Raw genomic sequence first — 24,806 nt, forward strand, 5'->3', positions numbered from 1 at the left:
TCTTAAACTATTTCTTCTCAATCAACCTCTCCAGCCTCCCCATCATCTCATCCTTCTCCTTCAGCATACGCTCATAAAGCTCAATCTTCTCATCATACAATTCTACAATTTTGTCAATTGGATTAAATGTAGGATAATGATTATACATAAAACCTGTAGCATTATCACTGGCTGTAAACGTATTAGAAATAATATTCACCGCCTGCTCCTCATCAAAATTCTGAAACGCTTCCACCGGAATTTTCAATACTTCGGAAATTCTTTTCAGTAAAGGGTCTTCAATAATTTCTTTCTGTTCCAACAGAGAAACTTTCTTCTGGTTCCAGTCGTCTCCAAGGTCAAGAGCCAATGCTTCCTGCTTGATGCCCAGCATTTCCCTGAATCGTTTTACATTGCGGCCCTGATGTATTTTATGTTCCATGACAATTCAACTTTTATGAAGAGTTAAATATAGAAAAATATCTGCAAAAAAGGCTTTAAAAAAGCAGACGAAATCTGTTTTTTCCGTTGTGCCAGATTTAAATGATTGAATTTCTGAAATAAGAGCATCTTGGCCAAAAATTTTACGCTTTCCCGTAATCATGCCTTAAAGATTTTCCTTATTATTGTAATCTATACACTACAAATACATGAAAACTAATATCATTGATGCTTTAATACCTTAGAAAGTATCTTTCAATTTTAAAAACTTATCATTTTATCAACGACCCGTTCATGATGTAGTAATAAATTATATCTATACAGAAAACTAAAAACCAACATGACTTTTACAGAATTAATTGACGAAATAGAGATTTGGGATGACTGGCGGGGAAAATACAACCGTTTTGTACCCCAGTTTGTCTCGGAGGCAAGCACAGGGAAAAATTGGGAAGATTGGGATCAGGATATATTCTATGAATTTTTTATGCGCCCCGGAGATCAGTGTGTTTCTTCTTTGAAACAAGGATACTTTACCCATGAAGAAAGAGATCTGATCAAAGAAAAATGGACTGAGCTTTCTGTATTATTACAGAAAATTGCCATAAGCCAGGAACAACCTTTATTTGACACTTACTACCAGATCAAAGAGCTGATCAGAAAATGTACTTATAATAATAAAAAAGCCGCTACCAACAGACTGATTGCAAGTTTGCAGCCTCAGCTATTATGTACCATTGTTAATGAAGATAAATTGAGAGGTTTAATCTATCTTCTGAACAAAAATGTTGAGGATTTTGAACTGAAACTTACCTATGACTGGTTTCAGGACAGCTACAACCTTCTTCAGATTTTCAAAGAAAAACTCAACAAAGACGTTTATGAAATTGTAACCCTTCCATGGCAGGTTTACGATTATTTTCAGGAACAAAACACCCCATCTTCTATAGAACAAAATGATATGAGTGAAAATAAACTGGACCAGCAGATCCAAATTTTAGAATATAAAAAACAAATCATCCTTCAAGGTCCTCCGGGAACCGGAAAAACAAGAATGGCCAGGGAGTTGGCTGTTAAGCTACTCGGATTACCGTCAACAGAAGAATTAAAAGACAATCCACAATTCAAAATCATCCAGTTTCATCCCAGCTACTCTTACGAAGATTTTGTAAGAGGCATAGTTTCCAAGCCTAATGAAGACGGAGATGGCATACTTTTTAAAGCTGAAAACAGAATTCTCGCTGAGTTTGCTCACACCGCATTACAAAATTATAAGGCATCAAAAACTACAGTTGATACCATCATATCGGAAGATATTTTTGATGTCTTTATTGAAAAAATAAAAGATGAAATGGCCGAAAACGACCACCACCAATACCCTCTTACCAATTCAGTGTATTTATTTTCTTCAGATGAAACCAAATTCAAATATAAAGGGGATAACTGGGAGGCTCATAAAAATGGTTTAAATATGAAGTTTTCGGAATTAAGACTTATTATTGAATCCGGAGCACAAGAAAGACAGGACATTAAGAAAATGTCTCAAGTTGAAGAGAAAACAAGACAACATGCCACCTATTTCATGAAGGTTGTTGAGAAGTACTATGAATTTAAGCAAACTTATCAGCCTGAAGTAGTATTTGCAGAAACAGTAATATTAAAGAATTATGTGCTTGTTATTGATGAAATTAACCGGGCTAATTTATCCTCCGTACTGGGAGAACTCATCTATGCATTGGAATATCGTGGAAAAGCAGTGGAAAGCATATATGCCATTGAAGATGCCACCAATGAAGTTAAAAATAAACTGATCCTCCCTCCCAACCTATACATCATAGGCACCATGAATACGGCAGACCGCAGTGTAGGTCATATTGATTATGCGATAAGAAGGCGTTTTGCTTTTATTGAGGTATTGCCTGAACCTCTGGAAGATGATGATCGTATTCATTTTAATACAGAAGGATTCAAAAAAGTTTCGGGCCTATTCAAAAATGGAAATGTAAGTGGTGAATTTGAAGCGAAGGATGTTCAACTGGGACACAGTTATTTTATTGCTAAAAAAGAAGATATCAGAGCTGACCAGACAAAAGAGGACATTTTCAATATGAAGATGGATTATGAAGTGGTTCCTATTCTTCTGGAGTATGTGAAAGATGGTGTTCTTATCGGAACTTTCGAGGATAAGGAGGACAACAATAAAAAATATGAGATCAAAGACTATATCAATACCCTGAAAACAAATAATTAATGGGAATTTTACTTTCGGAACATAAAAGTTTTCTGATCAGAAGAGGTATTCCCGAAGAACCTGTTGCAGACCTTCAGGATGAGCTTCATCTTGATGATGAGTCTTTTCAGTTATTTGATACCTTAGAAAGTAAACCATTCAATCGTCAGTCTTTTTCTTTTTCGGTGATAAAAGAAGAAAACCATTGCAAGATTAAGGCAGATTATTTTGTAGGCATCGATTGGCTGGGAAATACGGGCAGAACGATATACGTTGAACCTAAGATGAATGTGGGGTTATCAGAATATTTCAGAAACTGTCTCAATGAGGAAGAAAATTCTACTGAAATTCCTGAAGAGTTTAATCGTGAGGAGAAAGCAGCAACCAGGGAAGTGAACTACCTTACGATTCTTCTGGATATCATGTCTCTGCCGGAAACATCCCGATATTCCAAGGACGTGGTCAAGATCGACTGGAAGGTCCCCCCCATTACAATTGATCAGAAAGATGACCGTTTAACACCCTTTCTGATTGTACAGTTTTTACAACACCTAAAAACAATTGTTCGGAAAGGGCTGAAAAAATCCTACTATAAAGTTCAGGAAAACCTTAACAGTAAGGTGAAAGGGAAAATATTAGTTGGGAAGCATATAAAAAAGAATGTATTTAAAAACAGATTAACCTCTACTTTCTGTGAGTTTCAGGTCTTTGGGGAAGATCATCTGGAGAACCGTTTTTTAAAGAAGGTGTTAGAGTTTGTGGTCAGCTATATCGGGAATAATTCATCATTATTTCCTTCAGAATCAGATTTACAAGCCATTAAAGATATTCTCAATTATTGCAGACCAGCTTTTGAACATATCAGCAGTGATGCCGATGAATACCAACTGAAAAACATCAGGAAAAACCCTTTCTTCAATGAATATGGAGAGGCCATCAGGATCGGGCAGCTTATCCTGAAGCGCTTTTCATATAATATTACCAAAACAACGCAGAAGAAAATAGAAACCCCACCCTTCTGGATTGATATGCCGGGATTATTTGAATTGCATTTTTATTATCAGTTGGTAAAGGCCAACCCCAAAGATAAGCAGTACATCCATTATCAGTTTAGAACGTATGGGAATCATCTGGATTTTCTGATCAGTAAACCCGGATGTGAAATGGTAATTGATACAAAATATAAGCTGAAATACACGAAAAGCCATATTCATAAGGATATCCGACAGGTTTCAGGATATTCCCGTCTGAAAAAGGTTATCAATGAATTGAAAAGTAAAAATGACGCTTGGGATGAAAACCAAATCATGGATTGCCTCATTATTTACCCTTACCTTGATAGTGAAAATAGCCACTCACCCACATTATTATCTGATTTTTCTCTTGATAACATTAAAAAGCAATTTGAAAAACCTGAAAATCAGATTATGGCTTATCATAAAGTTTTTAAATTGGGGATGAGTTTGCCTTTGCTTTAACTTTTGCATTCAAATAATTATTCCGACATAAAACCGGCCGCTGAGATTCCTCAGCGGCCGATTCTTGAAAATAGATATAATGAGTGTATTAATCGTATGAGTATCTATAAGAAAGCTGTTACCTCCTTCGGATTGGTGATTCTAAAACGTTTCCGTATTGTACATCTGACGTTCTTGCAAACGTAGTATCACAACAACGTATTTTTTCATTAGAAAATATTGAATTTCATAAGCTTTTGTATAGATGATGGTTATGTTATTTTTATTTTTCACTAATATAGGAAATATTTCAATACAAAACTTATTTATATTATTGATTTTTAAACACTTTCAATGAATTAAACTAAAATTATACGCCATTCATAATACTTTAACACTTAGTATGAAGCGTGCTCAGATAAATTTTTGTTCTTTTGCAAAAGTTTTAATTTATTAAGTAAGTGCATGTCGAAGTTTGATGAAATCCGGTATTTTTATGATCATGAAGTGAATGAAAAGCTGGGAAGTGTAGCCCGCGACCCTATGATGAAGGCATTGATGAATTTTACTTTTCCGGACACGGATGAACAGATCTGGCTGGAACAGTTTAAAAACATCAATTCCATTAGTGATTTCCAGCATAAGGTCATTGCACATACCGTTCGTCAGATTCTTGCAAAAAGTTCTGATGGTTTAACGACCTCCGGGTTTGAAAAATTAGATAAAAACACCCCTTACCTATTCATTTCAAATCACAGGGATATCGTACTGGATACGTCATTGCTGAATCTTGTGTTGCTGGAAAAAGGTCTTATTATGACTGCCTCAGCTATTGGTGATAACCTGGTCCGCAAAAGCTTTCTGAATGTATTGGCGAAACTGAACCGAAACTTTTTAGTACAAAGAGGTTTATCAATTCGTGAGCAGCTTACGAGTTCACAGACCATGTCTGAATATATTGAACAGCAATTGCATCACGAAAAAAGCTCCGTATGGATTGCGCAGCGCGAAGGTCGTGCCAAAGATGGTAATGATTCAACGCAACAGGGTGTTCTAAAAATGCTGGCTATGGCGGCCGGAGATCAGTCGGTAACGGACTATTTTAAAACGTTAAGAATTGTTCCGGTTTCCATCTCATACGAATATGACCCTACCGATTCTTTAAAAATGCCTCAGTTGCTGGCTCAGCACAGAGAAGAACAATATGTAAAAGGTAAAAATGAAGATTTTACCACCATGCTGAGCGGAATTCTAGGACAAAAGAAAAGAATACATCTTCATGCCGGTGATGTTCTGGATACGGAACTGGATGAAATTGCTGCTACAATTGACAATAAAAACAAGCAGCTTCAGGCAATAGCGCAGGTGATTGACCGGTCAATCATTGAGAATTATAAGCTTTGGCCTACCAAATATATTGCATACGATCTGCTTCACAATACCGGTACGTATGCCTCAGAATACACGGAACAGGAAAAGCAATTGTTTATCCGAAGACTGGAAATGCGTATTGACCCATCTGATCCGGTTTCTAAGGAATTTTTCCTGACGATGTATGCCAATCCTCTGATCAATAAAATAAAAGCTCAGAATATCTGATTTTCTGATCAAAAACTTTACAATAAAATATCCTTTAAAGCTATAAATACACGAATAAAAAATATTCGTGTATTTGTGGCAAAAAATGAATCATTTCCCTGTATTACGAAAAGAGTACACCCTTTTACGGGTTTCCGTAATTTTTCTCTGTCAGTTGTTTGTAGTTTCGGACATTATAAAACATAGTGTTTTGATCAACTTTCATTCTAAAAACAACTGACCTATTATGAATAAAAAAATAACTCCTGCAGATCTCTTTCTGGGAATTCTTGCATTACTTCTCATCAGCGTAAGCTTTTATCAGACATGGCTCGGGCTTCAGCAGATTTTTGGCCCTGCATCATTCGTCATTGCTTTAGTTCTTTCATTGCTCCTTCTGTTTCTTTGCTGGATGCTGAGAAATGCCAAGCTGGAGGGTAAACCTACCGGAAGTCTGGTAGGAATTTATATTTTCATTGCTTCTTTTTGCTTCATTGCCAATTTTAATGCCCTGTACACAAGGTTTATGAGAACAGATATTTATACCGATGAACTCAGAGACATCAATAAAAGTTTCACAACACTGGAAAATGATGTGGAATCCAAATTAAGCTATAAATACAACAAAGTAACCACCCAAAATATTGAGATTAAAAAGAAGCAGCTCATGGAACAAATCAAAGACCCAGGCAACAAAGGAATCGGAACCCGTGCTCAGTCTTTGATCAGAGACATTGAGAAAATGACCGGTCAGAAAGTGGATTTACTGACTCCGGTAGGTAATGATTATGAAGATCTATCAGAAAGAATGGGACGCCAGATCGATAATATGATCTCGGATTTGTCACCCGAAGAAAGAGCGTTAAAAACCGATATCAACAACGCTTCTCTGAAATGGAACAAAAATATCCAGGATCTTCTTTTGCTATCCAAGAAAGAGAAAGATGAAATGTCCCAGGGTCTGATTGACGAATCATTAGCAGACTATAACAAGCTGGGAAGCAGAGCACAGACCGTTTTAGGAAATGAAAAACTTCATTTTGAGCCTGCAGTATCACAGACCCAACAGGTCGGGAAAATAGGTTTTGCTTTCGAACATGCCATCAAGAACTTCGGAATGTATCAATTTGTAGTGCTTGCAGGCTGCATCTTACTCGATTTTGTGATTGTCATTATCATATTATTGGTCACCACTCCGGGAGGATACAACAGAAATAGCGGAGGCAGTGTATTCAGCAATAAAAGAAGTGGTAAAACTATAATTCCCAACAACTAAACCATGGAAACTCAAGATCATTTAAAACCTCTGTCTTTTGACACCGAAACGGAAGAAGTATTAAAACCTCTTTCATTTGAATTTAAAAAAGATACTCCTGAAGATTTTGTCCCTATCGCAAAGACCATTTCCAACGATATAAAAAACAAAGAAAGTAATTTTGTTTTCTTCTTTGGAACAGCAGAATCAGGGAAATCGGTGATTCTTTCTTCGATGCTGTATTACCTCAGATCTTATGCAGGTGTTTTAAGACCTAAACTAGGAACCCCAAATTCAAAAGAAGCTAATGTACTCCTCTCAGATTTTTTTGAGAATATACGTCAGGGGATCCTCCCCAACAGAACAACAAGAGATCAGGTAACCCGTCTGGATCTGGTTTTTGAACCCAATAATAAGTCTAAAAAGGTGGTACCGATTGACCTGACTTTTTTGGAAACTTCCGGTGAAAATCATAATGATATCCGAAGAGGAGGTAGCTATCACAGCAGTATAGAATCGTTTCTGAATGCCAATATTCCGCTTACTTTTATCATCGTTACAAGTTATGAATCTGCTTATAAAGATGATTCTCTGATCAATGAATTCCTCGATGAACTGGAAAGAAAAGGGAAAAATCTAAAATCTGTCAATGCCATACTGGTTGTTTCAAAATGGGATAAATCCGGAAGAATGGATGTGGAAAGTGCTGAAGAACTCGACAACTTTATCGCAGAGCGACTTCCCATGACCTCACAGCGGATTGATACCTACGGATTGAGCAAAACCTACTATACCATCGGAAGCCTTCAGAATGCCACCGGGCAGGAAAAAATTGATTTACTGAATCTCTCTACAGCAGAAGTCTTATCGAAATGGTTGTACAGAAGCATTATAGGATATGATCTGGACTATGAAGGAACATTTTGGGAACGTTTAAAATTTAGTTTTACAAGTTAATGAACACAACTTATTTTTTCTCCGCATTTGGCACTTTTGGAAACCCGTACGGTTTCAGACAATCCTTTTTTTTGGGTGGAAATAAAGCCATTGCAACAGAGATCCGGACTTATGATTTAAAAACAGATGCTATTAAGCTCTTTCCTCAAAGCAGCATTTACTCAATACGAAAAGATATTGCCGGTGGATGTAATCTGATCTCTTATTCAGTCTACAAATTTGCAAAAGAACAGAATTCAGACAGAGGAGGAACATTTGTGGGCTCAAGTCTCATTTTCATTGAGAAAACGGCTCCGGAAACTATTGTAATCAATACTCTGAATGATTTCCAGCATCATCTTGAAAAAAATAATCTCTCAGAGGGGGTGATTACCGTCAATCATTCAGATAATTTTTCGATCAGAAAACCTAAAGATTTTGATAAAATAGGATTTCATATAAAAGAAACTGAGGACCTCAATTTCAGCCATTCAACTCAAAATTACCTGGTCGTTTATTGTGAAACAGATGCCGTAAAACTACAGCCCTTTTTTAAGAAAGCTATAGAACTGTTGAATGTATATGATACAATCTATTTCACTCAAAGCCACGAAATAGCAGAATTTGTAAAACAAAAAGGAATTTTTAAAATTGTTGATGCATCTGGTTTTTATAAAGAAATTGAAAAGTTTCGTGAAGAAAAACTTCAGGAAGTTCAAAACTCTGTTGCTGAATTTGAAAGAGAAAAAGAGGGCTTAATCCATGAAAAAAAAGAAATTTTAACAAGTCTTACAAGACAGATTGAGCATAATGAGAGGAAACATCAGGAAAATGAGCTTAAAATAAAAGAATCCAGAAACGGACTTGAAGTCATCAGCAAAGAATACGATCAATATTCTGTACAAATTGAAGACATGATAAAAACACTTAAAATTGACGGCAAAGTAGAAGCTGCCAAAAAAAAGCATCGTGAACATAAAAACGTTTTCACCAATAGTATTAATCAATATAATAATATAGATTCTTTATATTCAGTGTCTTCCTCAGATTTCAAAACTTCAACTACAGGGGAAAGCAGACCTATGGGAAGTCTTGTTGAATTTAACTCGGGACATCGCAGAAGTGAAGATAAAGAATTCAGATTGGATGTTTTTAAGGTCGCAACACTCCTATTATCCCTGGTATTGATTGGGATTGTGATTTTCTGCTTTATATATCTGGATTTAGAAAAAAAATGGGGCTTTGGTATATAAAAGAAGCATAAGAAAGAATTATATTTACGTTTTAAAAAACGTAACCGCCACCCTTATCTCAAAATAAACTGATGACCGGAACACCATTATTTTTCACCATTATCTTTTCTGTCGTATTATCATTCGCTGCAAAAGCTCAAAAATATAATAGCTATTCTAAAAAAATAGACAGCATTATCACAGCTTCTACTCCACTATCATTTAATGGTGTTGTTCTGGTTTCAAAAAATGCTAAAATACAATATCTGAAAGCCAGCGGTTACAGAGACTTTGAGAAGAAAATTCCTTTGAAAACAGATGACCTGTTTGAAATCATGTCCAATTCCAAACAGGTAACAGCAGTATTAATTTTACAGGCAGCTGAACAAGGAAAACTCAATCTTCAGACTCCAGTTAAAAAATACCTTCCTTCACTGACACAGAGTTGGGCAGATTCAGTGACGGTACACCATCTTTTAAATCATACGCATGGTATTACAGACATTGATAAACCTTCTGCTTTTAAAGCAGGTTCACAATTTAAGTATGGCAATCTTTCGTATATGCTTTTAGGACAAATTCTTAAAAATACAACCGGAAAAAGCTTTACTGAATTGGCTACTTCTCTTTTCAAAAAATTGAAAATGGAAAAAACCTTTGTGTATAATACCCAAAACAATCAGTCGCCGGTCCCCGGTTACAGAAGTGAAAATAATCAGTTTGAAAAGGTAAAAGAATCCTTTCTGAACGATGAGATTGTCCCCGCGGCAGGCATAGTATCGACCGTACAGGACCTTGCCAAATGGAATCAGGCCTTGTTTACAGGAAAGCTTCTTTCTCCTGAATACAGAAAACAAATGTTAATAGCTTCCACAACCTCTCAACACAATGTGTTTGGAAAAGAAAGCATGGGCTTTGGATATAACGTAAGAATCATTCAGGAATCGGGTCTTAATTATTTTGGTGTGACGGGTCTTGGTGATGGTTTCACCTGTCTTAATGTCTACTTCCCGTCTGTAGATACCAGTCTTATTATTCTCGAAAACCAGATGCCAAAAAACAGTGAGTACTGGAGTTTCAAGGAAGCTGCCATCAAGAATGCTGTATTGAAAAGTATCACTTCTCCCTAAGCATTTTAAAATTAAATTTCTTAGGGATAACAACCTGATGTTGTTGATGCTTAGGGATCTCCACAGTCTTATTTAGATCCTTACAGGATGAAAGTAAATCAGTCCCTATTTTTTAACATCAGGAGTTTAGATTTAATTCTTGAGGAAGGTTTTTCAATAACAAATCTATACAATACTCCGCCAGCAACACAAAACAACAAACAAAGAAGAAGACTCACATTATCCGAGGTTTCCATGTTAAAATGATCAAGCATGGTCTGAATCATGTGAATAATTCCTTTATGAGAAAGATAGATCGCATAAGACAGTGCGGCCAATTGTCCTGTGACATAAGACTTTGACTTAAAAAGAAAAGATGATTCTGAAATAGCCGCCAAAACGATGATTCCGTAACTTATTGCAACCATTGTGAAACCATATATGGATGGTCCTTTGGAGGCCTGATCGTTGCAGATCCAAAACGAAATACCCAAGAATACTACACCTATGATTAGCAGCAGATTTCCATAGCGATCAACATTTCTTTTAAACGGTGCCGAATATTTCACGAGATAACCAATCAATATGCCGATTCCCAAACCATCCAGCCTTGTATGGGTAGGATAATATATTTTCATATACCATACCCGCCAGAATTCCATAGACCCGCTTTCAAGACCAGTGATAGCCGTATGCCACATGACCCATCTGGCCAGTATGGAAACTACTATAATGACTATAATCAAAATACCCAGATATTTGCCCATCCGGGTCGGCATCACTAGCATAAGAAACAAGGGCAGAAAAAGATAAAACTGTTCCTCAATGCACAACGACCAGGCATGAGAAAACGTTCCCCTATTGATGACATCCAATCCGTAATTCTGGGTAAACGTCACAAACTTCCATAATGGAGACAACGCTTCCCTTTCTCTGAAAAAAGGGATTGTGAAATATAATAAAAGTGTCAAAAGATAAGGGGGTACAATTCTGAAAAAACGTTTGATATAGAATGTTTTCAATTCTATTGTTCCCCAGTTTTTCGTTTCTATAAATAACTGGCCCGAAATCAGGAATCCACTCAATACAAAAAACAGATCCACACCTGTCCAGCCAAACTTGCCCACACTATCAATCCAGCCCGGATGGCGGAAGGCGCGATAATGATACATCAACACCAAAATAATAGCTAAAGCCCGCAGGTGATCCAATCCATGTAATCTTTCAGAATAATTTGTCATTTTTTTTTCCTGCAAATCTTGATCAATTCCGGAAGTTTTTTCAGCTGGTTATGCAGAAAGTAAGAGATTGAGTGTAAACGACAAAATACGGTGTTTACAAACTGAATACTGTATTTCACCCCTGTTTTATGGCCTTTTACATCATTTCATCCCGTTATCGCTGAAGTTTTTATATTTTTGATGATGATGAAAAGTAATGCAGAGCCCTATATCCGACAAAACCTATACTTCCAGCTCTCTTTTTGGTCTGCTTTATTTTTATTTGTAACGGTGAGGACCTACGGGGAATATGATCCCGGATTTTTTAAGGAATCTGTTATTTACAATTTCTGTCACTGGATTTTTCAGATCGTGGGAGCCAATTTTATCTATTATATTCTGATTCGGCATTTTTTTGACCGAAAAAAATATAGTGTATTTTCAGTCTATCTGCTTCTAAGTCTTTACTTCATTTCTGTCATTAACAGGCTTTTCATTGTGTATGTTGCGGAACCCTTCTTTATTGATGAACCCAAAGACAGTATTCTCAGTATTTTCACTGATATCAAATACCTGCTTATCCATTATACTTTTCCAATTATCAGTGGGGCATTTATCTTCATTTCCATTCTGTTTATCATCAGGTATAAAGAAGAAAAAGAAAATACGGCGCGACTGCAGAAAGAGAAATCAGAACTCGAACTGCAGTCTCTTAAATCACAACTTCATCCCCATTTTCTGTTTAATACCTTGAATAATATTTATTCCTTGTCCGTAAGCAACTCGGATAAAACTTCACAATCGATCAGCCAGCTTTCTGACATTCTGGATTATATTTTGCACAAAGGACCTCAAAAATGGGTTTCTATCTCTGAAGAATTGGCCGTTATCGATGACCTTATTGCTCTGGAAAGCCTGAGGTATTCTGAAGAAAGATTAAAAATAAGCACAAAAACGGTCCTGAATTCTTCCAATTTTATTCCACCACTGCTATACCTTACATTGGTAGAAAATACATTTAAACACGGAGCCGGTAAAAATCCGGGCTGTACGGAAATAGACATCGAGGTAGAAACCAATCACAACCGCTCCCTCTTCAGAATTTCCAATACTTACAACAGGACTCAACTTTTTAATGAAAAAGGAATCGGATTACAAAATATAAAAAGACAATTGCAACATCACTATCAGGAAGATTTTGTATTTAAAATATCACAGGAAAACAATATTTTTACCATTGAAATAATCACGCCTTCAACATATGATTAATTGTCTGATCGTAGATGACGAACCTTTAGCAGCGATCCTTTTGGAGAACCATATCTCCAAAATAGATCATTTAAAACTGACAGGAAAAGCAGAAAATGCTATGGCAGCCTATGCCCTGCTTCAGAACCAGACGATTGATCTGATGTTTCTGGATATTAATATGCCTTACTTAAACGGAATTGATTTTTTAAAATCACTACCCCGAAAGCCTAAGACCATCTTCACTACCGCATACCGCGATTTCGCGATTGAAGGTTTTGAATTGGAAGCAATAGATTATTTACTGAAACCGATTACTTTTGAACGTTTTTTTAAAGCTGTGGGGCGGGTAATGAGAAATACCTCAGATTCTGAAGAAGAGTTTATGATTTTCAGAACAGAGGGAATGAACCGGAAAATTTCAATTTCAGACATCGTTTATTTTGAAAGCCAGGGAAACGATGTTAAAATAGTTCTGAAAACGGCTGAAAGTTTTACTTCCAAGAATAAAATAACAGATCTCGAATCTCTGTTAGCTTTGAGGGGCTTTTTACGAGTTCACAGATCCTTTATCATCAACACTGAATTTGTTACCGCATTCAATACTGAAGAAGTACATCTTGGTGCTTACCAGATTCCTGTGGGAAGAAGTTATAAGCATGAATTTGGCACTTTCATTACTACTCTTTCAAAAAACAGGTTATTGTAAAATATTTTCCATTTTTCAATAATAAAAACACACAATACACTGACTACCAATACATTAATAAACATTTATTTTTCTAAAAAACTCAGTCAGCATCAGGAGAAGAATATTCATGAAAAATTAATAAACAAATGATTTTCACTCCATTGTCATCTTAATGAGAGCTTCTGGGCGGCATCTTATTTCTAACCAATATTAAAAAAAAGTATTACTTTTGTTTGAATAAATAAAATTGCTTTTTAGCTTTTTTATGAGTAATTTTATGTATACCAATTTATAAAACATTAAAATTCATTCCATGAGAAAAATAATTCTACTTCTTACATGTATGTTCGGTATTTCTGTTTTCTCACAGATCAAAGTGTTGAAAAATGAAAGCTTGGTGGAAATTGGTAAAGATAATTCCGTAGGTTTATACAAAAAGGAAGATAAATATACAATCAATTACCAGGACCTGAATACCAGCAATCTGAATACCATCAGAGCGTTTTCATTTCAAAACCTGAATGGAGATGTAGCAGGTTTATATAAGCTCATTTTGGAAGGCTTTGTATCAATCCCTGATGAAAATGTCATCTTAGAACTTCCTAATGATATTATCGAACTTCATTATGAAAGAAACTATGGGCAGCCAACGGTACAGTTTATTCAGTACATCAATAAAAACAGAAAATATGTAGGTAAATCACAGTTTTTGACTCAAAAACAAGTGGAGAAAGTGTTTGGCAGAACCAATGGAAAGTATGCCATGTACGACAAACCTGCAACGTCTTCCCATACTTCTGGTAAAGGTGCCAATACAGCTTCCAATGGGACTCCGGCATCTGGTGGGGGCAGCAAAAAATCAAGAAAATAGTTATAATTTATAAATATTGCGAAACTCATTCTCCCGGATGAGTTTTTTTATTTTATTTTTGCAAAAAGACCGTAAATATTATGCCGCTTCAGATCATCAATTTGACCAAAAAATTCGGAGAGCAAACCGCCCTTAATACCATCAATATTTCTATTGATAAAAATGAAATCATTGGTCTTTTAGGACCTAATGGTGCAGGAAAATCCACATTAATGAAATCTATTGTGGGAGCACTGAAAATTGATCAGGGCGAGATTATCTTTAACGGACTGAACATTGCTGATCATGAGATTGAAGCCAAGAAAAAAATAGGTTTTCTCCCTGAAAACAATCCGCTTTATCTGGAAATGTATGTGAAGGAGTACCTTCAGTTCGTCGCTAACATTCATAAAATCTCTGAATCAAGAGTTGATGAAGTTATTGAACTGGTAGGAATTACTCCTGAAAAGTCTAAAAAAATAGGGCAACTTTCGAAAGGTTACAAACAACGTGTAGGATTAGCACAAGCCATCATCCACCAACCGGACCTCCTGATTCTGGATGAACCAACCAACGGATTGGATCCTAATCAAATCATAGAAATCCGAAATGTTGTAAAAGAGATCGGACAACAAAAAACGGTTTTGCTTTCTACCCACATCATGCAGGAAGTAGAAGCCTTATGTTCAAGAGTAATCCTTATTCACCAGGGAAATATCCTGCAGGACTGTCCTATTGATGAATTCAAAGGAAGATTTGACAGTCTTGAAGAGGCTTTTGCTGACTATACAGCAATTCAAAAAGATTAATATTTTGCTTACTATTCATTAAGCAGGAATCTCCGGTTTTTAAAGAATATATTGTTAACTCTCTTTCTTTAATGAGAATGTATATCATCGTAAGAAAGAAGATACAATGGCTTTATATTTGATGGAATCTGAACTGTTAACCAATAACCAATATCATTATGATCAAGCATTTTTTATTAGGAGCTTTTTGTTTAGCTCAGTTTTCTTTTGTTTACGCCAAAGAAACTCCGAATGATTCAAAGGTGAATATCATCCTTTCTCATTCTTCTTTTCAGAAAGTCCCCAAGACTGTCATTATCAAAACTAAAAAGTTTAAGATCAGAATCGATAAACAGCCCAACGGCAAATACCTGTACCAATCCTGGAATGCCAACGCAAAAATAACATCAAAGCCAAGTATGATCATCAGTGATGGTGAACTGGTTCCCGATGGCACAGGGGGTAATTATTACATTCAATTTAATAATGAGGGCCATACGTATCAGGTTTGGAGAAATTATCTGACAGATTCTGCTAAAAAAGCACCGTACACGCTGACAGTTAATGATCAAAATAATCAGGAAATCGTTCGTCAGGACGGAATCGTGGTTAAAAACTAATGTAAAAGATTGGATGCTAAAAAATCAGATTTCATTCTCACGAAATCCAGCCAATCTCTTCCGATTAAAAAAATAAGATCCTGTATTTCTTACAGGATTTTTTATGTTCCTGATTGTTTTAGTTCAGTCATAAAACTGCTGGGCTCATAGCTCTCTTTAGCCGCTTTATAACCAATATTGAAAATTTGTTCCAGTCGGTCTTTGCGACGCTCAAAGGTTCCAAAGCTGGCCAATTTCTGGGAAGAAATAAACCAGTCACAATAGTCAAATTTTACTTTTTCAATTCTATAGGAAAGCAGGTCATACGAACGGGAAACAATGGCTTTAATTGAATTCAGGTCTTCAATTCTGGCTTCATTGGGTGGTGATACAAATACTCCGATCAATTTGTCACAATCCTCTCTGATAATATCTGCCGGAAAATTATTCAGAACCCCTCCATCACAGTACATTTCGTTGTCTATCAAATAAGGTGTTGTAATTCCCGGGATAGAACATGAAGCTATAATGGCATCAACAATCTGAAAATCCTTGTCAAAAATCTTCTGTGTACCTCCTACTAATTCTGTAGCAACAATTCTTATATCTATATCCAAATCCCCTAATTTCATCTCATTAAAAATAGGTTTAAGATAGTTTCTGAAAATAACCGAAGAAACCAATCCCGGCTGATTAAAGGTGAAATGTTTCCAGTTGAAAAAATAAACAGAGTTAAAAAACTCCAGAATTTCTTCCGGGGTCTTTCCTACTGCATGCAGACATCCTACAATAGATCCCGCACTACAACAGGAAATAATGTCTATTTTGATATTTTTTTCTTTTAAGAATTTTAATACCCCTGCATGAGCGATCCCTTTGGTACCACCTCCTGATAAAACAAGTCCTACTTTCTCAAAATTCATAGAATAAATGTAAGAAAACATGAGGAGATAACAGGATTAATTTTTATAAATATGTTGATTTTAAAATTATTTTAATATTTATCATGGATTAATTGTTCATATTTGTTCTAAAATTCTGATAAGCAAAAGAAAAATAAACATATATGAATAATTTCTTACCAACAGATTTATAACAGCACTATATGGATGAAGTCTATTTATACTTACAAACTCATTTTGACATTCCCTATGAAGATTGGGAAATAATAGCTTCTAAAATGTTTGTTCAGCAGTTTAAAAAAAAAGAAATTATCCTCCACCCCGGTGATCAGGAAGATCATCTTTCATTTTTATCAAAAGGAGTACTAAGGTTCTTTATCCCAACGGATGAAAATAAAGAAACGGATATTACCTATGATTTTATGTTTGAAAAAAAGTTTGCCTGTGCCGATGAATCTTTTATAACCAGAACTCCTTCAATATATGGGGTCGAAGCGCTGACTAATGTTCTCCTTTATCGGTTTACTTATCAGGATCTTCAGGATATTTATAAGAGAACAAAAAATGCAGAACGCATTGGAAGAATTGCTCATCAGAACATGTTTCTCGAGCGCTCTCAAAGGCTGTATTCTTTCCTGAAATATTCGGCCAAAGACAGGTATCAGAATTTATTTAAAGAAAATTCTATTTTAATTAAACAGATTCCTCAAAAATATATTGCTTCTTATCTGGGAATTACTCCTCAAGCTTTAAGCAGGATAAAGAGGCAAATTTATTAACATTTGTTCATTGCCTAATTAATAATGCTCATCTAATTTTGCTCCGCTTAATCAAACTAAAAAAAACACATGACATTATTGAAAATGAACCATTTCGCAGCTTCTTTTATTTTTATGGGTGCTTTTATTTCTGGACAGGTAGGAATTAACACCGCAAATCCACTGGGTACTTTCCATGTCGATGGGAAAAAAAATAATCCTACATCCGGAGCTCCATCACCAGTCCAATTATCAGATGATTTTATTGTTTCAGAGTCTGGAAATATAGGCTTAGGAATACTTTCTCCTTCCGTAAAAATGGACATATCAACTTCAGGAACTCCAACTTCTCCCATCCCGGGAATTAAAATAACTGATGGATTACAAGGCAACAATAAAGTACTCACATCCGATGAAAATGGGGTAGGAAAATGGAAAAGACAAAGTTTAGAACTTGTTGTAGGAACTATGGGAAATGGATATAATCTTCCCTTTTCATATGATTACAATTACCACCAAACAGGTTCTAATATTGTGCTTCCTCCTGGGAAATGGCTTGTTACAGTCAATTTACTATCAGTGAATAATACCAATTCTACACTAGATACGGATGATTACGTATGGTTCAGGTCAACCTTTTCAGATTCCCAAACTTTTACCAATAAAAGTCCGGATATTCAAGGGACTGCAGATAAAGTTAGCGGCATGCTGCAAGGACCTGTTTCTTCCGGATCTTTAAAATACAATATTGCCAATGGACAGCTTCTTATCAACAACAATTCCGGAACGAATAAAACATATTGGCTTATTGTAGGAAATGCTGAAGTGATTGGTAACCCATCTTCTTCTGCTTATTTGGATCATTTGGGTGGTTCTAACTGGGGAGAAAACATGATTTCGGCAGTGCCGGTTCAATAAAATAGGAAATAATCATACAACCGTAGGTTTTTATAAATAGTTGTAATAATCTAAAAGTTGACCCCTCTTATTATTCATATGCTTTAGCAAAAACCTCACAAAGTTTAAAAACCTGCGAAGTTTAGTCTTATTTACTAATGTTATATGATATCATTCTTTTTACAATCAGTACCAATGAAAAAAGCCCGGATTTCTCCGGGCTTTCCTATATAAATTCTGGATCTGTTCAGATTAGATGTGAATCACTTCACCGTAAGCAGCAGCAGCAGCTTCCATAATTGCTTCAGATACTGTTGGGTGCGGGTGAATTGATTTGATGATCTCATGACCAGTAGTTTCAAGCTTTCTTGCTACTACCGCTTCAGCAACCATATCTGTTACTCCTTCTCCGATCATGTGGCATCCTAACCACTCACCGTACTTAGCGTCGAAAATTACTTTGATGAAACCATCAGTATTCCCGTTTGCAGTGGCTTTACCACTTGCAGAAAGAGGGAATTTACCTACTTTGATTTCATATCCTTTTTCTTTAGCCTGCTTTTCTGTAAGACCTACAGAAGCAACTTCAGGGTGACAATATGTACAACCAGGGATATTACCATAGTCGATTTTCTCAACATGCATTCCTTTGATTTTCTCAACACAAGTGATTCCTTCAGCAGAAGCAACGTGAGCCAATGCCTGAGTTGGGATAAGGTCACCAATAGCATAATAACCTGGTACTGAAGTTTCATACCATTCGTTCACCAATACTCTTCCTTTATCTGTCTGGATTCCTACTTCTTCTAGACCGATGTTTTCGATGTTGGCAGCAATACCTACAGCAGATAATAAGATATCAGCTTCTAAAGTAATGTTTCCGTTAGCCGTTTTTACGTTAGCTTTTACTCCTTCTCCGCTTGTATCAACACTTTCAACTGAAGCGTTTGTCATAATTTCGATTCCTGATTTTTTCAGAGATTTCTCTAAGTGTTTAGAGATTTCTTCATCCTCTACAGGAACGATGTTTGGCATGAATTCTACAACAGTCACTTTTGTTCCCATTGTATTATAGAAGTCGGCAAATTCTACTCCGATAGCTCCTGAACCTACAACAATCATAGATTTTGGTTGCTCAGGAAGAGATAATGCCTGTCTGTATCCGATTACTTTTTTACCATCCTGCGGTAAGTTTGGTAATTCTCTTGAACGAGCTCCTGTAGCAATGATAATATGGTTTCCTGCATATTCAGTTACCTTACCGTCTTTATCTGTTACAGAAACTTTTTTTGCTTTTTGTACTGTAGCAGTACCAAGAATTACGTCAATCTTATTCTTTTTCATTAAGAATTCGATTCCTTTGCTCATTTTGCTGGCTACGCCACGGCTTCTTTGAATTACATTAGGAAACTCAAAACTTGCCTCCACTTTATTCAAACCATAATCTTCAGCATGGTTGATATAATGAAAAACCTGTGCAGATTTCAATAAAGCTTTTGTTGGAATACACCCCCAGTTAAGGCAGATTCCTCCTAAGTTTTCTTTCTCGATAATTGCGGTTTTGAAACCCAATTGTGCTGCTCTGATCGCAGTAACATATCCACCAGGACCACTTCCAATGACAATAATATCGTAATTCATTACTTTAAAAATTTTTATGCGAATTTAAGGAAAAATATTGGATGTTTCATGTTTCCGCTAATGGAAGTAGAAATGCATCAATAAAGCAAATTTCATTAAATTTTAAACAAAAAAAGAGAATGCAACAAGCATTCTCTTTCAATATATTTCATTTTAAATTAAAAAATTCACAAAACTAAAAAGATAAAACAGCAGTTCTGTTATTTTATTAATGGCAAGAAATTCCTGTTATTTCACCTTTTGAAGCAATCGTTTTTCGGTTTCATATCTTTTATTTAATGCTTTCATCTGATCCCTTTTCATTTGTTTGGTGGCAAGCGGATGATTCAGAATCAATTTTTTCTCTGTATTATATTTTTTAGTCAGCTCCTGCATCTTACTATTGACCAGCTCGTTTTTCGAAGGATGTGGAGGAGCCGGAGGTCGTCTCTGGGCAGAAACATTCATGGATAAACCAAATACTAATAATGTTGAAATTAATAACTGTTTCATGATATTTATATTTTAAAAATGTATTTAACCAAATAATAAATATTTATTAAAAACATTCAGGTTTATAGTTAATTGTACATATATCATACCAATACTATTGGAGTAATAGCAAAATTTAATAAGACAGCAACCTGGCATCTTCATGTAAACAGCTTTTATCAGGCGTATTGAAGATATCATTTAACTTCAACAAGTTATCATTGTTTATACGTTAATTATCAGGCATTTTTTATAATTTTATTATGATTTAAATAAAAAATTATGAAAACACCTGCGAAAAAAAAGATGTTAACAAGAGACAAACTTTGGTTGCAAGAACCTGAAGATCATGATTTCCCTGCAGCACAAGATTATCTGGAACTCCTTTTTGAACCGGATGAAGCTAAAAAAGTAGTTACAAAATTAAAAAAGGCGAAAACCATTATTAAAAAATCCAAAGATATTCTGAGGGCCAGCAAGCTTAGTTTGCTGCCGGAAACGAATATTCATGTTAAAGAAAACCTCAAAAAAGTGGAAAAGAACAGGAAGCTCTCTCCTATTCTTCTGGTAAGAAGTCATAGCGAATTGATTATTGCTGATGGCTATCACCGCTTATGTTGCAGTTATTATCTTACAGAAGATCTGGAAGTTCCTTGCAGATTAGTATAAAATACATTAGAATAAAAAAATCACCAATAAATGAACTATATCACCTTATTGAAAAATACATAAAAACAACCTGTTTAAAAGCTCCTATTTTTCTAATTTTGCAAAAAAATTATTAAAATAGATAGAATGAGAAAATGTATTTCGATTTTTGTATTGTGGGGGATTTCTATGAATGCACAAGTGGGTATCAATACTAAAAACCCAAACAGTACGTTAGCTGTGAACGGATCAATGGGTGCCGATTACAAACAAATTACAGCGGCAGCCTATACTCTTACCGCAACTGATCATTATCTGACTTATAATGGGACAACCAATACCACATTTACCCTTCCGGTGATAGGTAGTGGGACGTCAAGTTTTACAGGGAGAATATACAAGATCAAAAATATCTCTGCATCCAGTATAACGATTCAGGCATCAAGTGGAAATACATTGAGAATCGATAATACTCCTGTATCTTCTTTTGTAGTTCCTACAGGCGCATATGCAGAGGTAGTCAACAACAATAATACCTCAGGCGGTACATGGGATCTATCTTTCACCGTGCTTCCCAAGCCAAGTAATGTGGAAATCTATGGAGCCCAATTATCAATACCTCCCCATGGCTCAGGATCTCCGGGAGTGGCTGACTGGTCAAATCACACCAACACTTCCTATGATACAGGAACAGGATCAGATGCATGGTGGATCATTAGTAAATCGTCAACAGCGAATGCCCATACTTCCGGTTATTCCAATACCAGCAGAATGACTCTTGTTTATGAATTTCAGGGGGTTCCTTTCAATGTAAACAATATGTACCCTATTTTGACAGCGGGAAATAATTCCAGTTATCCGGATGTATTTACGGCCTCATTTGTAAGCCTTGCCAATAACGGAACTTCAGGAAAAACCAGATTAACTGTATCTGTTGCCCGTATTGATTTTATTGGAACAAACGGCTCAAACAACAGTAACTGGACAGGGGCCTTCTTATTGAACCTATTGTTAGCCAGAAAAATATATTAATCAGCTTCAGTTCGGAACAAGTGTTTCTGCGGTAAGCAGGTTGGAAACTGGAAGAGGGATATGGTGAAGGCCATAATGAATAGCTATTCATCTCTGTAAGGTAAAATTAATGGCATCACAAATAACTTTCAGCTTCCAACCTTTTATACTTAACTTTTTTGATCTGAATCAGGTCAATCAAATGAGGTTCCCAAAGGCTGTCTTTTATATTTTCAATGTCAACTACGGGATACAGCTTTTTGTTCATCAATCTTATGATCTTTTGGCACAAGATTAATAGCATAAATTTATAAGAATCTAAATTACATTTCACATAAATTCACTAAAAAGTGATATATAGAAATTTTATGTAAATTTTATACATAATTATATATTGAATGTTATTTTTTCATAATTTTACATTATATCAATTAAAAATATAATATGAAAAAATACATTTCAATTCTTTTACTGTCGGGATTATCGGTAAACGCACAGGTAGGAATCAACACAGCAACTCCCAACAGTACTCTTGCAGTGAACGGATCACTGGGCGCCAATTACAATCAAATTACGGCAACCACTTACAACATTCTTCCGACTGATCATTATATCACCTATAATGGTGCTGCTAATGCTACATTTACACTTCCTACGATCGGAACAGGAACAACAAGCTATACAGGGAGGATTTATAAAATTAAGAATATATCAACGTCCAATATCACTCTTCAGGCTTCCGGTGGTAATACTTTAAGAATCGACAATACTCCGGTTCCCAACTTTGTCATTCCGTTAGGAGCCTACGCAGAAGTTGTTAACAACAGCAATACAACCGGTGGAACATGGGATTTATCGTTTACAGTTCTTCCCAAACCAAGTAATGTGGAAATTTACGGTTCACAGTTGTCTATTCCCCCACATGGAAATGGATCTCCGGGTGTTGCTGACTGGTCCAACCATACGAACACTTCTTATGATACAGGAACCGGAACAGATATTTGGTGGGTCATCAGTAAATCATCTACAACGTACGCTCACACAGCGAGCTATTCTAATGCAAGTAGAATGACAGTCGTATATGAATATCAGGGAACACCTTTTAATGTAAGCAATATGTATCCTATTCTTACTGCCGGAAACAATTCAAGTTTCCCGGATGTATTTACAGCTTCGTTTGTAAGTCTTGCCAATAATGGAACTGCAGGAAGAACCAGGCTTACCGTTTCTGTTTCAAGGATTGATTTTATTGGAACTAATGGAGGTAATAACAGTAACTGGACCGGTACATTTTTATTAAACCTTCTGCTGGCCAGAAAATATTAACAGGTAATATACTTTCTATTGTACGGGCGGGATTTGTTTCTGCCCGTTTTATTTTTTATCCTCTTTATTTTTTCATTTGAATGACAAGCGCATATCTCAATTTAGATCTTTCCGCAGGGAGCTTAACTTCCACGGTATCCCCATTTTTTTTCCAGTGAATTTTCGAAGAAATTCCCGGAATAATTAATGATTTGGGGTTAAAAGATTCAGGGATTGTAAAGGTAAGGGTTTCAGGTGCTTTATATTCAGTTTTTTCATTGAGATGAAAGACATTTACCGTACTTCCATCTTTTGCCTGAGTGTAATAAAAGTCTCCCTCATGGTAAGGAGCAATACTTCTTGTTGCAAAAACAGCGGATTGGTTTCTATCCATCCAACCGGATATCTCATTTAACCTTTCATATACCGTGGCATCATAATCTCCATTCGGCCCGGGTGCAATATTCATGAGATAGTTTCCTCCTCTTGAAATGATCTTTACCAATGTTTCAATGATTTTCTGAGATGATTTATAATGATCATTGGGAACATAAGAGAAAGAATCTCCCATTGTCATACAACTTTCCCACGGAATTGAAAGAGGATGTTCTGGAATGGCCTGTTCCGGAGTTACGTAATTTTCCCATTTTCCGGAAACGGTACGGTCTACCACAATAATGCCTGGTTGATTTCGGCGAACCATTGTTCCTATTTTATCCATATCGATATCCTGCTCTACTTTAATGGTACGTTGCCATTCTACTTTGGGATCAATGGTGTGAAAAGGACGTACCCAACCTCCATCCAGCCAGAGAATATCTATTTTTCCATAACGAGAAGTTATTTCATTCAATTGATTGAAAGTAAATGTTTTAAATTTATCCCACTTTCCGGGATATTTCTTAGGATCATAGTTTACATTTCTGTCTTTAGGAGGAGAATAAGACCACCAGTAATCATCAGAATGCCAGTCCGGTTTTGAAAAGTAAGCCCCAATTTTAAATCCATCCTTCCTGAAGGTTTCAAAAATCTCTTTGGTCACATCCGCTTTGGCATTTTTTGAAAAGGGTGTTTTTGAGGAAGTAATTTTATAATCTGATTGTTGGGTATCAAACATGGAAAATCCATCATGATGTTTTGTGGTAAAAACCACATATTTCATTCCCGCTTTTTTGGTTGCCTCTGCCCATTTCTCCGGATTAAACTGAACAGGATTGAAAGTAGTCTGAAGATTTTCATAATTCTTCACATATTCGACATATGACTTTCCGTGTTCAGGGTTTCTTTGAGTCCAGGATTCATCTTCAGGGCATAAGCTCCAGCTCTCAACAACTCCCCATTGGCTATATGTTCCCCAATGCATAAACAATCCAAACTTTAAATCCTGCCATTGCTCCAGATTCCGAACAACCAACGGATCTGTGGGCTTCTGATACCCTTCAGACACATTATGAGCCTGGGAAGAGAGTCCGGAACTGATAAGAACAGAACATAAAAGTGTTTTCATTTTTTGATTGCCTTGCATAGCGAAATAATTTTCCTCTAATTTAATTATCCTGT

The 24,806-nt window shown here is 36.0% G+C and carries 24 protein-coding genes; 17 read left to right on the top strand and 7 right to left on the bottom strand.

Annotated elements, in window-relative coordinates; translation table 11 throughout:
- Positions 1 to 7 precede the first annotated feature (7 nt).
- Positions 8 to 421 carry a helix-turn-helix domain-containing protein gene (locus C1631_RS06320; RefSeq protein ID WP_109711159.1) on the bottom strand — a complete coding sequence of 138 codons (414 nt, stop codon included), beginning with the start codon at positions 419 to 421 and terminating at the stop codon, positions 8 to 10.
- Between the two features lie 339 nt (positions 422 to 760).
- On the opposite strand from C1631_RS06320, the gene C1631_RS06325 reads away from it, so the two are divergent.
- The 7 genes from C1631_RS06325 to C1631_RS06355 all read left to right on the top strand — a co-directional run bounded on the left by C1631_RS06325 (position 761) and on the right by C1631_RS06355 (position 10,238).
- Entirely contained in the window at positions 761 to 2,671 is a 1,911-nt protein-coding gene (locus tag C1631_RS06325; protein WP_109711161.1) for an McrB family protein, read from the top strand.
- Complete coding sequence (locus C1631_RS06330; protein ID WP_103248054.1) at positions 2,671 to 4,128, top strand: 5-methylcytosine restriction system specificity protein McrC; 1,458 nt, start codon at positions 2,671 to 2,673, stop codon at positions 4,126 to 4,128. Before C1631_RS06325 ends, C1631_RS06330 begins: the two co-directional genes overlap by 1 nt.
- 444 nt (positions 4,129 to 4,572) lie before the next feature.
- Positions 4,573 to 5,706 carry a 1-acyl-sn-glycerol-3-phosphate acyltransferase gene (locus C1631_RS06335; protein WP_103248053.1) on the top strand — a complete coding sequence of 378 codons (1,134 nt, stop codon included), beginning with the start codon at positions 4,573 to 4,575 and terminating at the stop codon, positions 5,704 to 5,706.
- Between the two features lie 226 nt (positions 5,707 to 5,932).
- Entirely contained in the window at positions 5,933 to 6,961 is a 1,029-nt protein-coding gene (locus C1631_RS06340) for a hypothetical protein (protein ID WP_103248052.1), read from the top strand.
- Positions 6,962 to 6,964: 3 nt separating this feature from the next.
- On the top strand, positions 6,965 to 7,897 hold the full coding sequence (locus C1631_RS06345) for a hypothetical protein (protein ID WP_103248051.1): 933 nt from the start codon (positions 6,965 to 6,967) through the stop codon (positions 7,895 to 7,897).
- Positions 7,897 to 9,129 (top strand): hypothetical protein, encoded by a 1,233-nt coding sequence (locus tag C1631_RS06350; RefSeq protein ID WP_109711163.1) that lies wholly within the window; start codon positions 7,897 to 7,899, stop codon positions 9,127 to 9,129. The genes C1631_RS06345 and C1631_RS06350 overlap by 1 nt, the downstream gene beginning before the upstream one ends.
- 71 nt (positions 9,130 to 9,200) lie before the next feature.
- Complete coding sequence (locus C1631_RS06355; RefSeq protein WP_109711165.1) at positions 9,201 to 10,238, top strand: serine hydrolase domain-containing protein; 1,038 nt, start codon at positions 9,201 to 9,203, stop codon at positions 10,236 to 10,238.
- Between the two features lie 98 nt (positions 10,239 to 10,336).
- Here C1631_RS06355 and C1631_RS06360 read toward each other — a convergent pair whose 3' ends face one another.
- On the bottom strand, positions 10,337 to 11,458 hold the full coding sequence (locus C1631_RS06360; RefSeq protein WP_109711167.1) for an acyltransferase family protein: 1,122 nt from the start codon (positions 11,456 to 11,458) through the stop codon (positions 10,337 to 10,339).
- A gap of 183 nt (positions 11,459 to 11,641) precedes the next feature.
- Between C1631_RS06360 and C1631_RS06365 the strand changes: the two genes are divergently transcribed.
- The 5 genes from C1631_RS06365 (at position 11,642) to C1631_RS06385 (ending at position 15,634) form a co-directional block, all read left to right on the top strand.
- The gene (locus C1631_RS06365) at positions 11,642 to 12,706 is read left to right on the top strand and encodes a sensor histidine kinase (protein ID WP_109711169.1); all 1,065 of its coding nucleotides are present in this window, start codon (positions 11,642 to 11,644) and stop codon (positions 12,704 to 12,706) included.
- A complete protein-coding gene (locus C1631_RS06370) occupies positions 12,699 to 13,394 on the top strand; it encodes a LytR/AlgR family response regulator transcription factor (RefSeq protein ID WP_103248580.1) in 696 nt (231 codons plus the stop codon). The genes C1631_RS06365 and C1631_RS06370 overlap by 8 nt, the downstream gene beginning before the upstream one ends.
- Positions 13,395 to 13,689: 295 nt before the next feature.
- Positions 13,690 to 14,247, top strand: coding sequence for a hypothetical protein (locus C1631_RS06375; RefSeq protein ID WP_109711171.1), 558 nt, complete (start codon positions 13,690 to 13,692; stop codon positions 14,245 to 14,247).
- Between the two features lie 80 nt (positions 14,248 to 14,327).
- Positions 14,328 to 15,035 (top strand): ABC transporter ATP-binding protein, encoded by a 708-nt coding sequence (locus tag C1631_RS06380; RefSeq protein WP_109711173.1) that lies wholly within the window; start codon positions 14,328 to 14,330, stop codon positions 15,033 to 15,035.
- A gap of 158 nt (positions 15,036 to 15,193) precedes the next feature.
- Positions 15,194 to 15,634 carry a hypothetical protein gene (locus C1631_RS06385; RefSeq protein WP_109711175.1) on the top strand — a complete coding sequence of 147 codons (441 nt, stop codon included), beginning with the start codon at positions 15,194 to 15,196 and terminating at the stop codon, positions 15,632 to 15,634.
- Between the two features lie 101 nt (positions 15,635 to 15,735).
- On the opposite strand, the gene C1631_RS06390 is transcribed toward C1631_RS06385, so the two are convergent.
- Positions 15,736 to 16,536, bottom strand: a complete 801-nt coding sequence (locus tag C1631_RS06390) for a patatin-like phospholipase family protein (RefSeq protein ID WP_109711493.1) — start codon at positions 16,534 to 16,536, stop codon at positions 15,736 to 15,738.
- Positions 16,537 to 16,718: 182 nt separating this feature from the next.
- Between C1631_RS06390 and C1631_RS06395 the strand changes: the two genes are divergently transcribed.
- A complete protein-coding gene (locus C1631_RS06395) occupies positions 16,719 to 17,294 on the top strand; it encodes a Crp/Fnr family transcriptional regulator (RefSeq protein ID WP_103248770.1) in 576 nt (191 codons plus the stop codon).
- Positions 17,295 to 17,363: 69 nt separating this feature from the next.
- Entirely contained in the window at positions 17,364 to 18,191 is an 828-nt protein-coding gene (locus C1631_RS06400; protein WP_109711177.1) for a hypothetical protein, read from the top strand.
- A gap of 231 nt (positions 18,192 to 18,422) precedes the next feature.
- Here the strand turns inward: C1631_RS06400 and lpdA are convergent, their stop codons facing one another.
- Complete coding sequence (gene lpdA / locus C1631_RS06405; RefSeq protein WP_103248768.1) at positions 18,423 to 19,811, bottom strand: dihydrolipoyl dehydrogenase; 1,389 nt, start codon at positions 19,809 to 19,811, stop codon at positions 18,423 to 18,425.
- A gap of 228 nt (positions 19,812 to 20,039) precedes the next feature.
- A complete protein-coding gene (locus C1631_RS06410; protein WP_228441057.1) occupies positions 20,040 to 20,303 on the bottom strand; it encodes a hypothetical protein in 264 nt (87 codons plus the stop codon).
- 261 nt (positions 20,304 to 20,564) lie between these two features.
- Here C1631_RS06410 and C1631_RS06415 point away from each other — a divergent pair, with 261 nt between their 5' ends.
- Both C1631_RS06415 and C1631_RS06420 read left to right on the top strand, forming a co-directional pair.
- The gene (locus C1631_RS06415) at positions 20,565 to 20,951 is read left to right on the top strand and encodes a hypothetical protein (protein WP_228441060.1); all 387 of its coding nucleotides are present in this window, start codon (positions 20,565 to 20,567) and stop codon (positions 20,949 to 20,951) included.
- Between the two features lie 126 nt (positions 20,952 to 21,077).
- Entirely contained in the window at positions 21,078 to 21,962 is an 885-nt protein-coding gene (locus C1631_RS06420) for a hypothetical protein (RefSeq protein WP_109711181.1), read from the top strand.
- A 115-nt stretch (positions 21,963 to 22,077) separates the two neighbouring features.
- Here C1631_RS06420 and C1631_RS24505 read toward each other — a convergent pair whose 3' ends face one another.
- Positions 22,078 to 22,209, bottom strand: a complete 132-nt coding sequence (locus C1631_RS24505) for a hypothetical protein (RefSeq protein ID WP_262510198.1) — start codon at positions 22,207 to 22,209, stop codon at positions 22,078 to 22,080.
- 176 nt (positions 22,210 to 22,385) lie between these two features.
- Between C1631_RS24505 and C1631_RS06425 the strand changes: the two genes are divergently transcribed.
- Positions 22,386 to 23,267, top strand: a complete 882-nt coding sequence (locus tag C1631_RS06425) for a hypothetical protein (RefSeq protein ID WP_109711183.1) — start codon at positions 22,386 to 22,388, stop codon at positions 23,265 to 23,267.
- Between the two features lie 64 nt (positions 23,268 to 23,331).
- On the opposite strand, the gene C1631_RS06430 is transcribed toward C1631_RS06425, so the two are convergent.
- A complete protein-coding gene (locus tag C1631_RS06430) occupies positions 23,332 to 24,753 on the bottom strand; it encodes an alpha-L-fucosidase (protein ID WP_228441063.1) in 1,422 nt (473 codons plus the stop codon).
- Positions 24,754 to 24,806: the final 53 nt, after the last annotated feature.

It is taken from the genome of Chryseobacterium phosphatilyticum, assembly GCF_002899825.2.
GTDB classification, from domain to species: Bacteria; Bacteroidota; Bacteroidia; order Flavobacteriales; family Weeksellaceae; genus Chryseobacterium; species Chryseobacterium phosphatilyticum.

Coding starts and splice junctions, on each gene's coding strand:
- C1631_RS06320 (WP_109711159.1), bottom strand. CDS start 421: ATGGAACATAAAATACATCAGGGCCGCAATGTAAAACGATTCAGGGAA.
- C1631_RS06325 (WP_109711161.1), top strand. CDS start 761: ATGACTTTTACAGAATTAATTGACGAAATAGAGATTTGGGATGACTGG.
- C1631_RS06330 (WP_103248054.1), top strand. CDS start 2,671: ATGGGAATTTTACTTTCGGAACATAAAAGTTTTCTGATCAGAAGAGGT.
- C1631_RS06335 (WP_103248053.1), top strand. CDS start 4,573: ATGTCGAAGTTTGATGAAATCCGGTATTTTTATGATCATGAAGTGAAT.
- C1631_RS06340 (WP_103248052.1), top strand. CDS start 5,933: ATGAATAAAAAAATAACTCCTGCAGATCTCTTTCTGGGAATTCTTGCA.
- C1631_RS06345 (WP_103248051.1), top strand. CDS start 6,965: ATGGAAACTCAAGATCATTTAAAACCTCTGTCTTTTGACACCGAAACG.
- C1631_RS06350 (WP_109711163.1), top strand. CDS start 7,897: ATGAACACAACTTATTTTTTCTCCGCATTTGGCACTTTTGGAAACCCG.
- C1631_RS06355 (WP_109711165.1), top strand. CDS start 9,201: ATGACCGGAACACCATTATTTTTCACCATTATCTTTTCTGTCGTATTA.
- C1631_RS06360 (WP_109711167.1), bottom strand. CDS start 11,458: ATGACAAATTATTCTGAAAGATTACATGGATTGGATCACCTGCGGGCT.
- C1631_RS06365 (WP_109711169.1), top strand. CDS start 11,642: ATGATGAAAAGTAATGCAGAGCCCTATATCCGACAAAACCTATACTTC.
- C1631_RS06370 (WP_103248580.1), top strand. CDS start 12,699: ATGATTAATTGTCTGATCGTAGATGACGAACCTTTAGCAGCGATCCTT.
- C1631_RS06375 (WP_109711171.1), top strand. CDS start 13,690: ATGAGAAAAATAATTCTACTTCTTACATGTATGTTCGGTATTTCTGTT.
- C1631_RS06380 (WP_109711173.1), top strand. CDS start 14,328: ATGCCGCTTCAGATCATCAATTTGACCAAAAAATTCGGAGAGCAAACC.
- C1631_RS06385 (WP_109711175.1), top strand. CDS start 15,194: ATGATCAAGCATTTTTTATTAGGAGCTTTTTGTTTAGCTCAGTTTTCT.
- C1631_RS06390 (WP_109711493.1), bottom strand. CDS start 16,536: ATGAATTTTGAGAAAGTAGGACTTGTTTTATCAGGAGGTGGTACCAAA.
- C1631_RS06395 (WP_103248770.1), top strand. CDS start 16,719: ATGGATGAAGTCTATTTATACTTACAAACTCATTTTGACATTCCCTAT.
- C1631_RS06400 (WP_109711177.1), top strand. CDS start 17,364: ATGACATTATTGAAAATGAACCATTTCGCAGCTTCTTTTATTTTTATG.
- lpdA (WP_103248768.1), bottom strand. CDS start 19,811: ATGAATTACGATATTATTGTCATTGGAAGTGGTCCTGGTGGATATGTT.
- C1631_RS06410 (WP_228441057.1), bottom strand. CDS start 20,303: ATGAAACAGTTATTAATTTCAACATTATTAGTATTTGGTTTATCCATG.
- C1631_RS06415 (WP_228441060.1), top strand. CDS start 20,565: ATGAAAACACCTGCGAAAAAAAAGATGTTAACAAGAGACAAACTTTGG.
- C1631_RS06420 (WP_109711181.1), top strand. CDS start 21,078: ATGAGAAAATGTATTTCGATTTTTGTATTGTGGGGGATTTCTATGAAT.
- C1631_RS24505 (WP_262510198.1), bottom strand. CDS start 22,209: ATGAACAAAAAGCTGTATCCCGTAGTTGACATTGAAAATATAAAAGAC.
- C1631_RS06425 (WP_109711183.1), top strand. CDS start 22,386: ATGAAAAAATACATTTCAATTCTTTTACTGTCGGGATTATCGGTAAAC.
- C1631_RS06430 (WP_228441063.1), bottom strand. CDS start 24,753: ATGAAAACACTTTTATGTTCTGTTCTTATCAGTTCCGGACTCTCTTCC.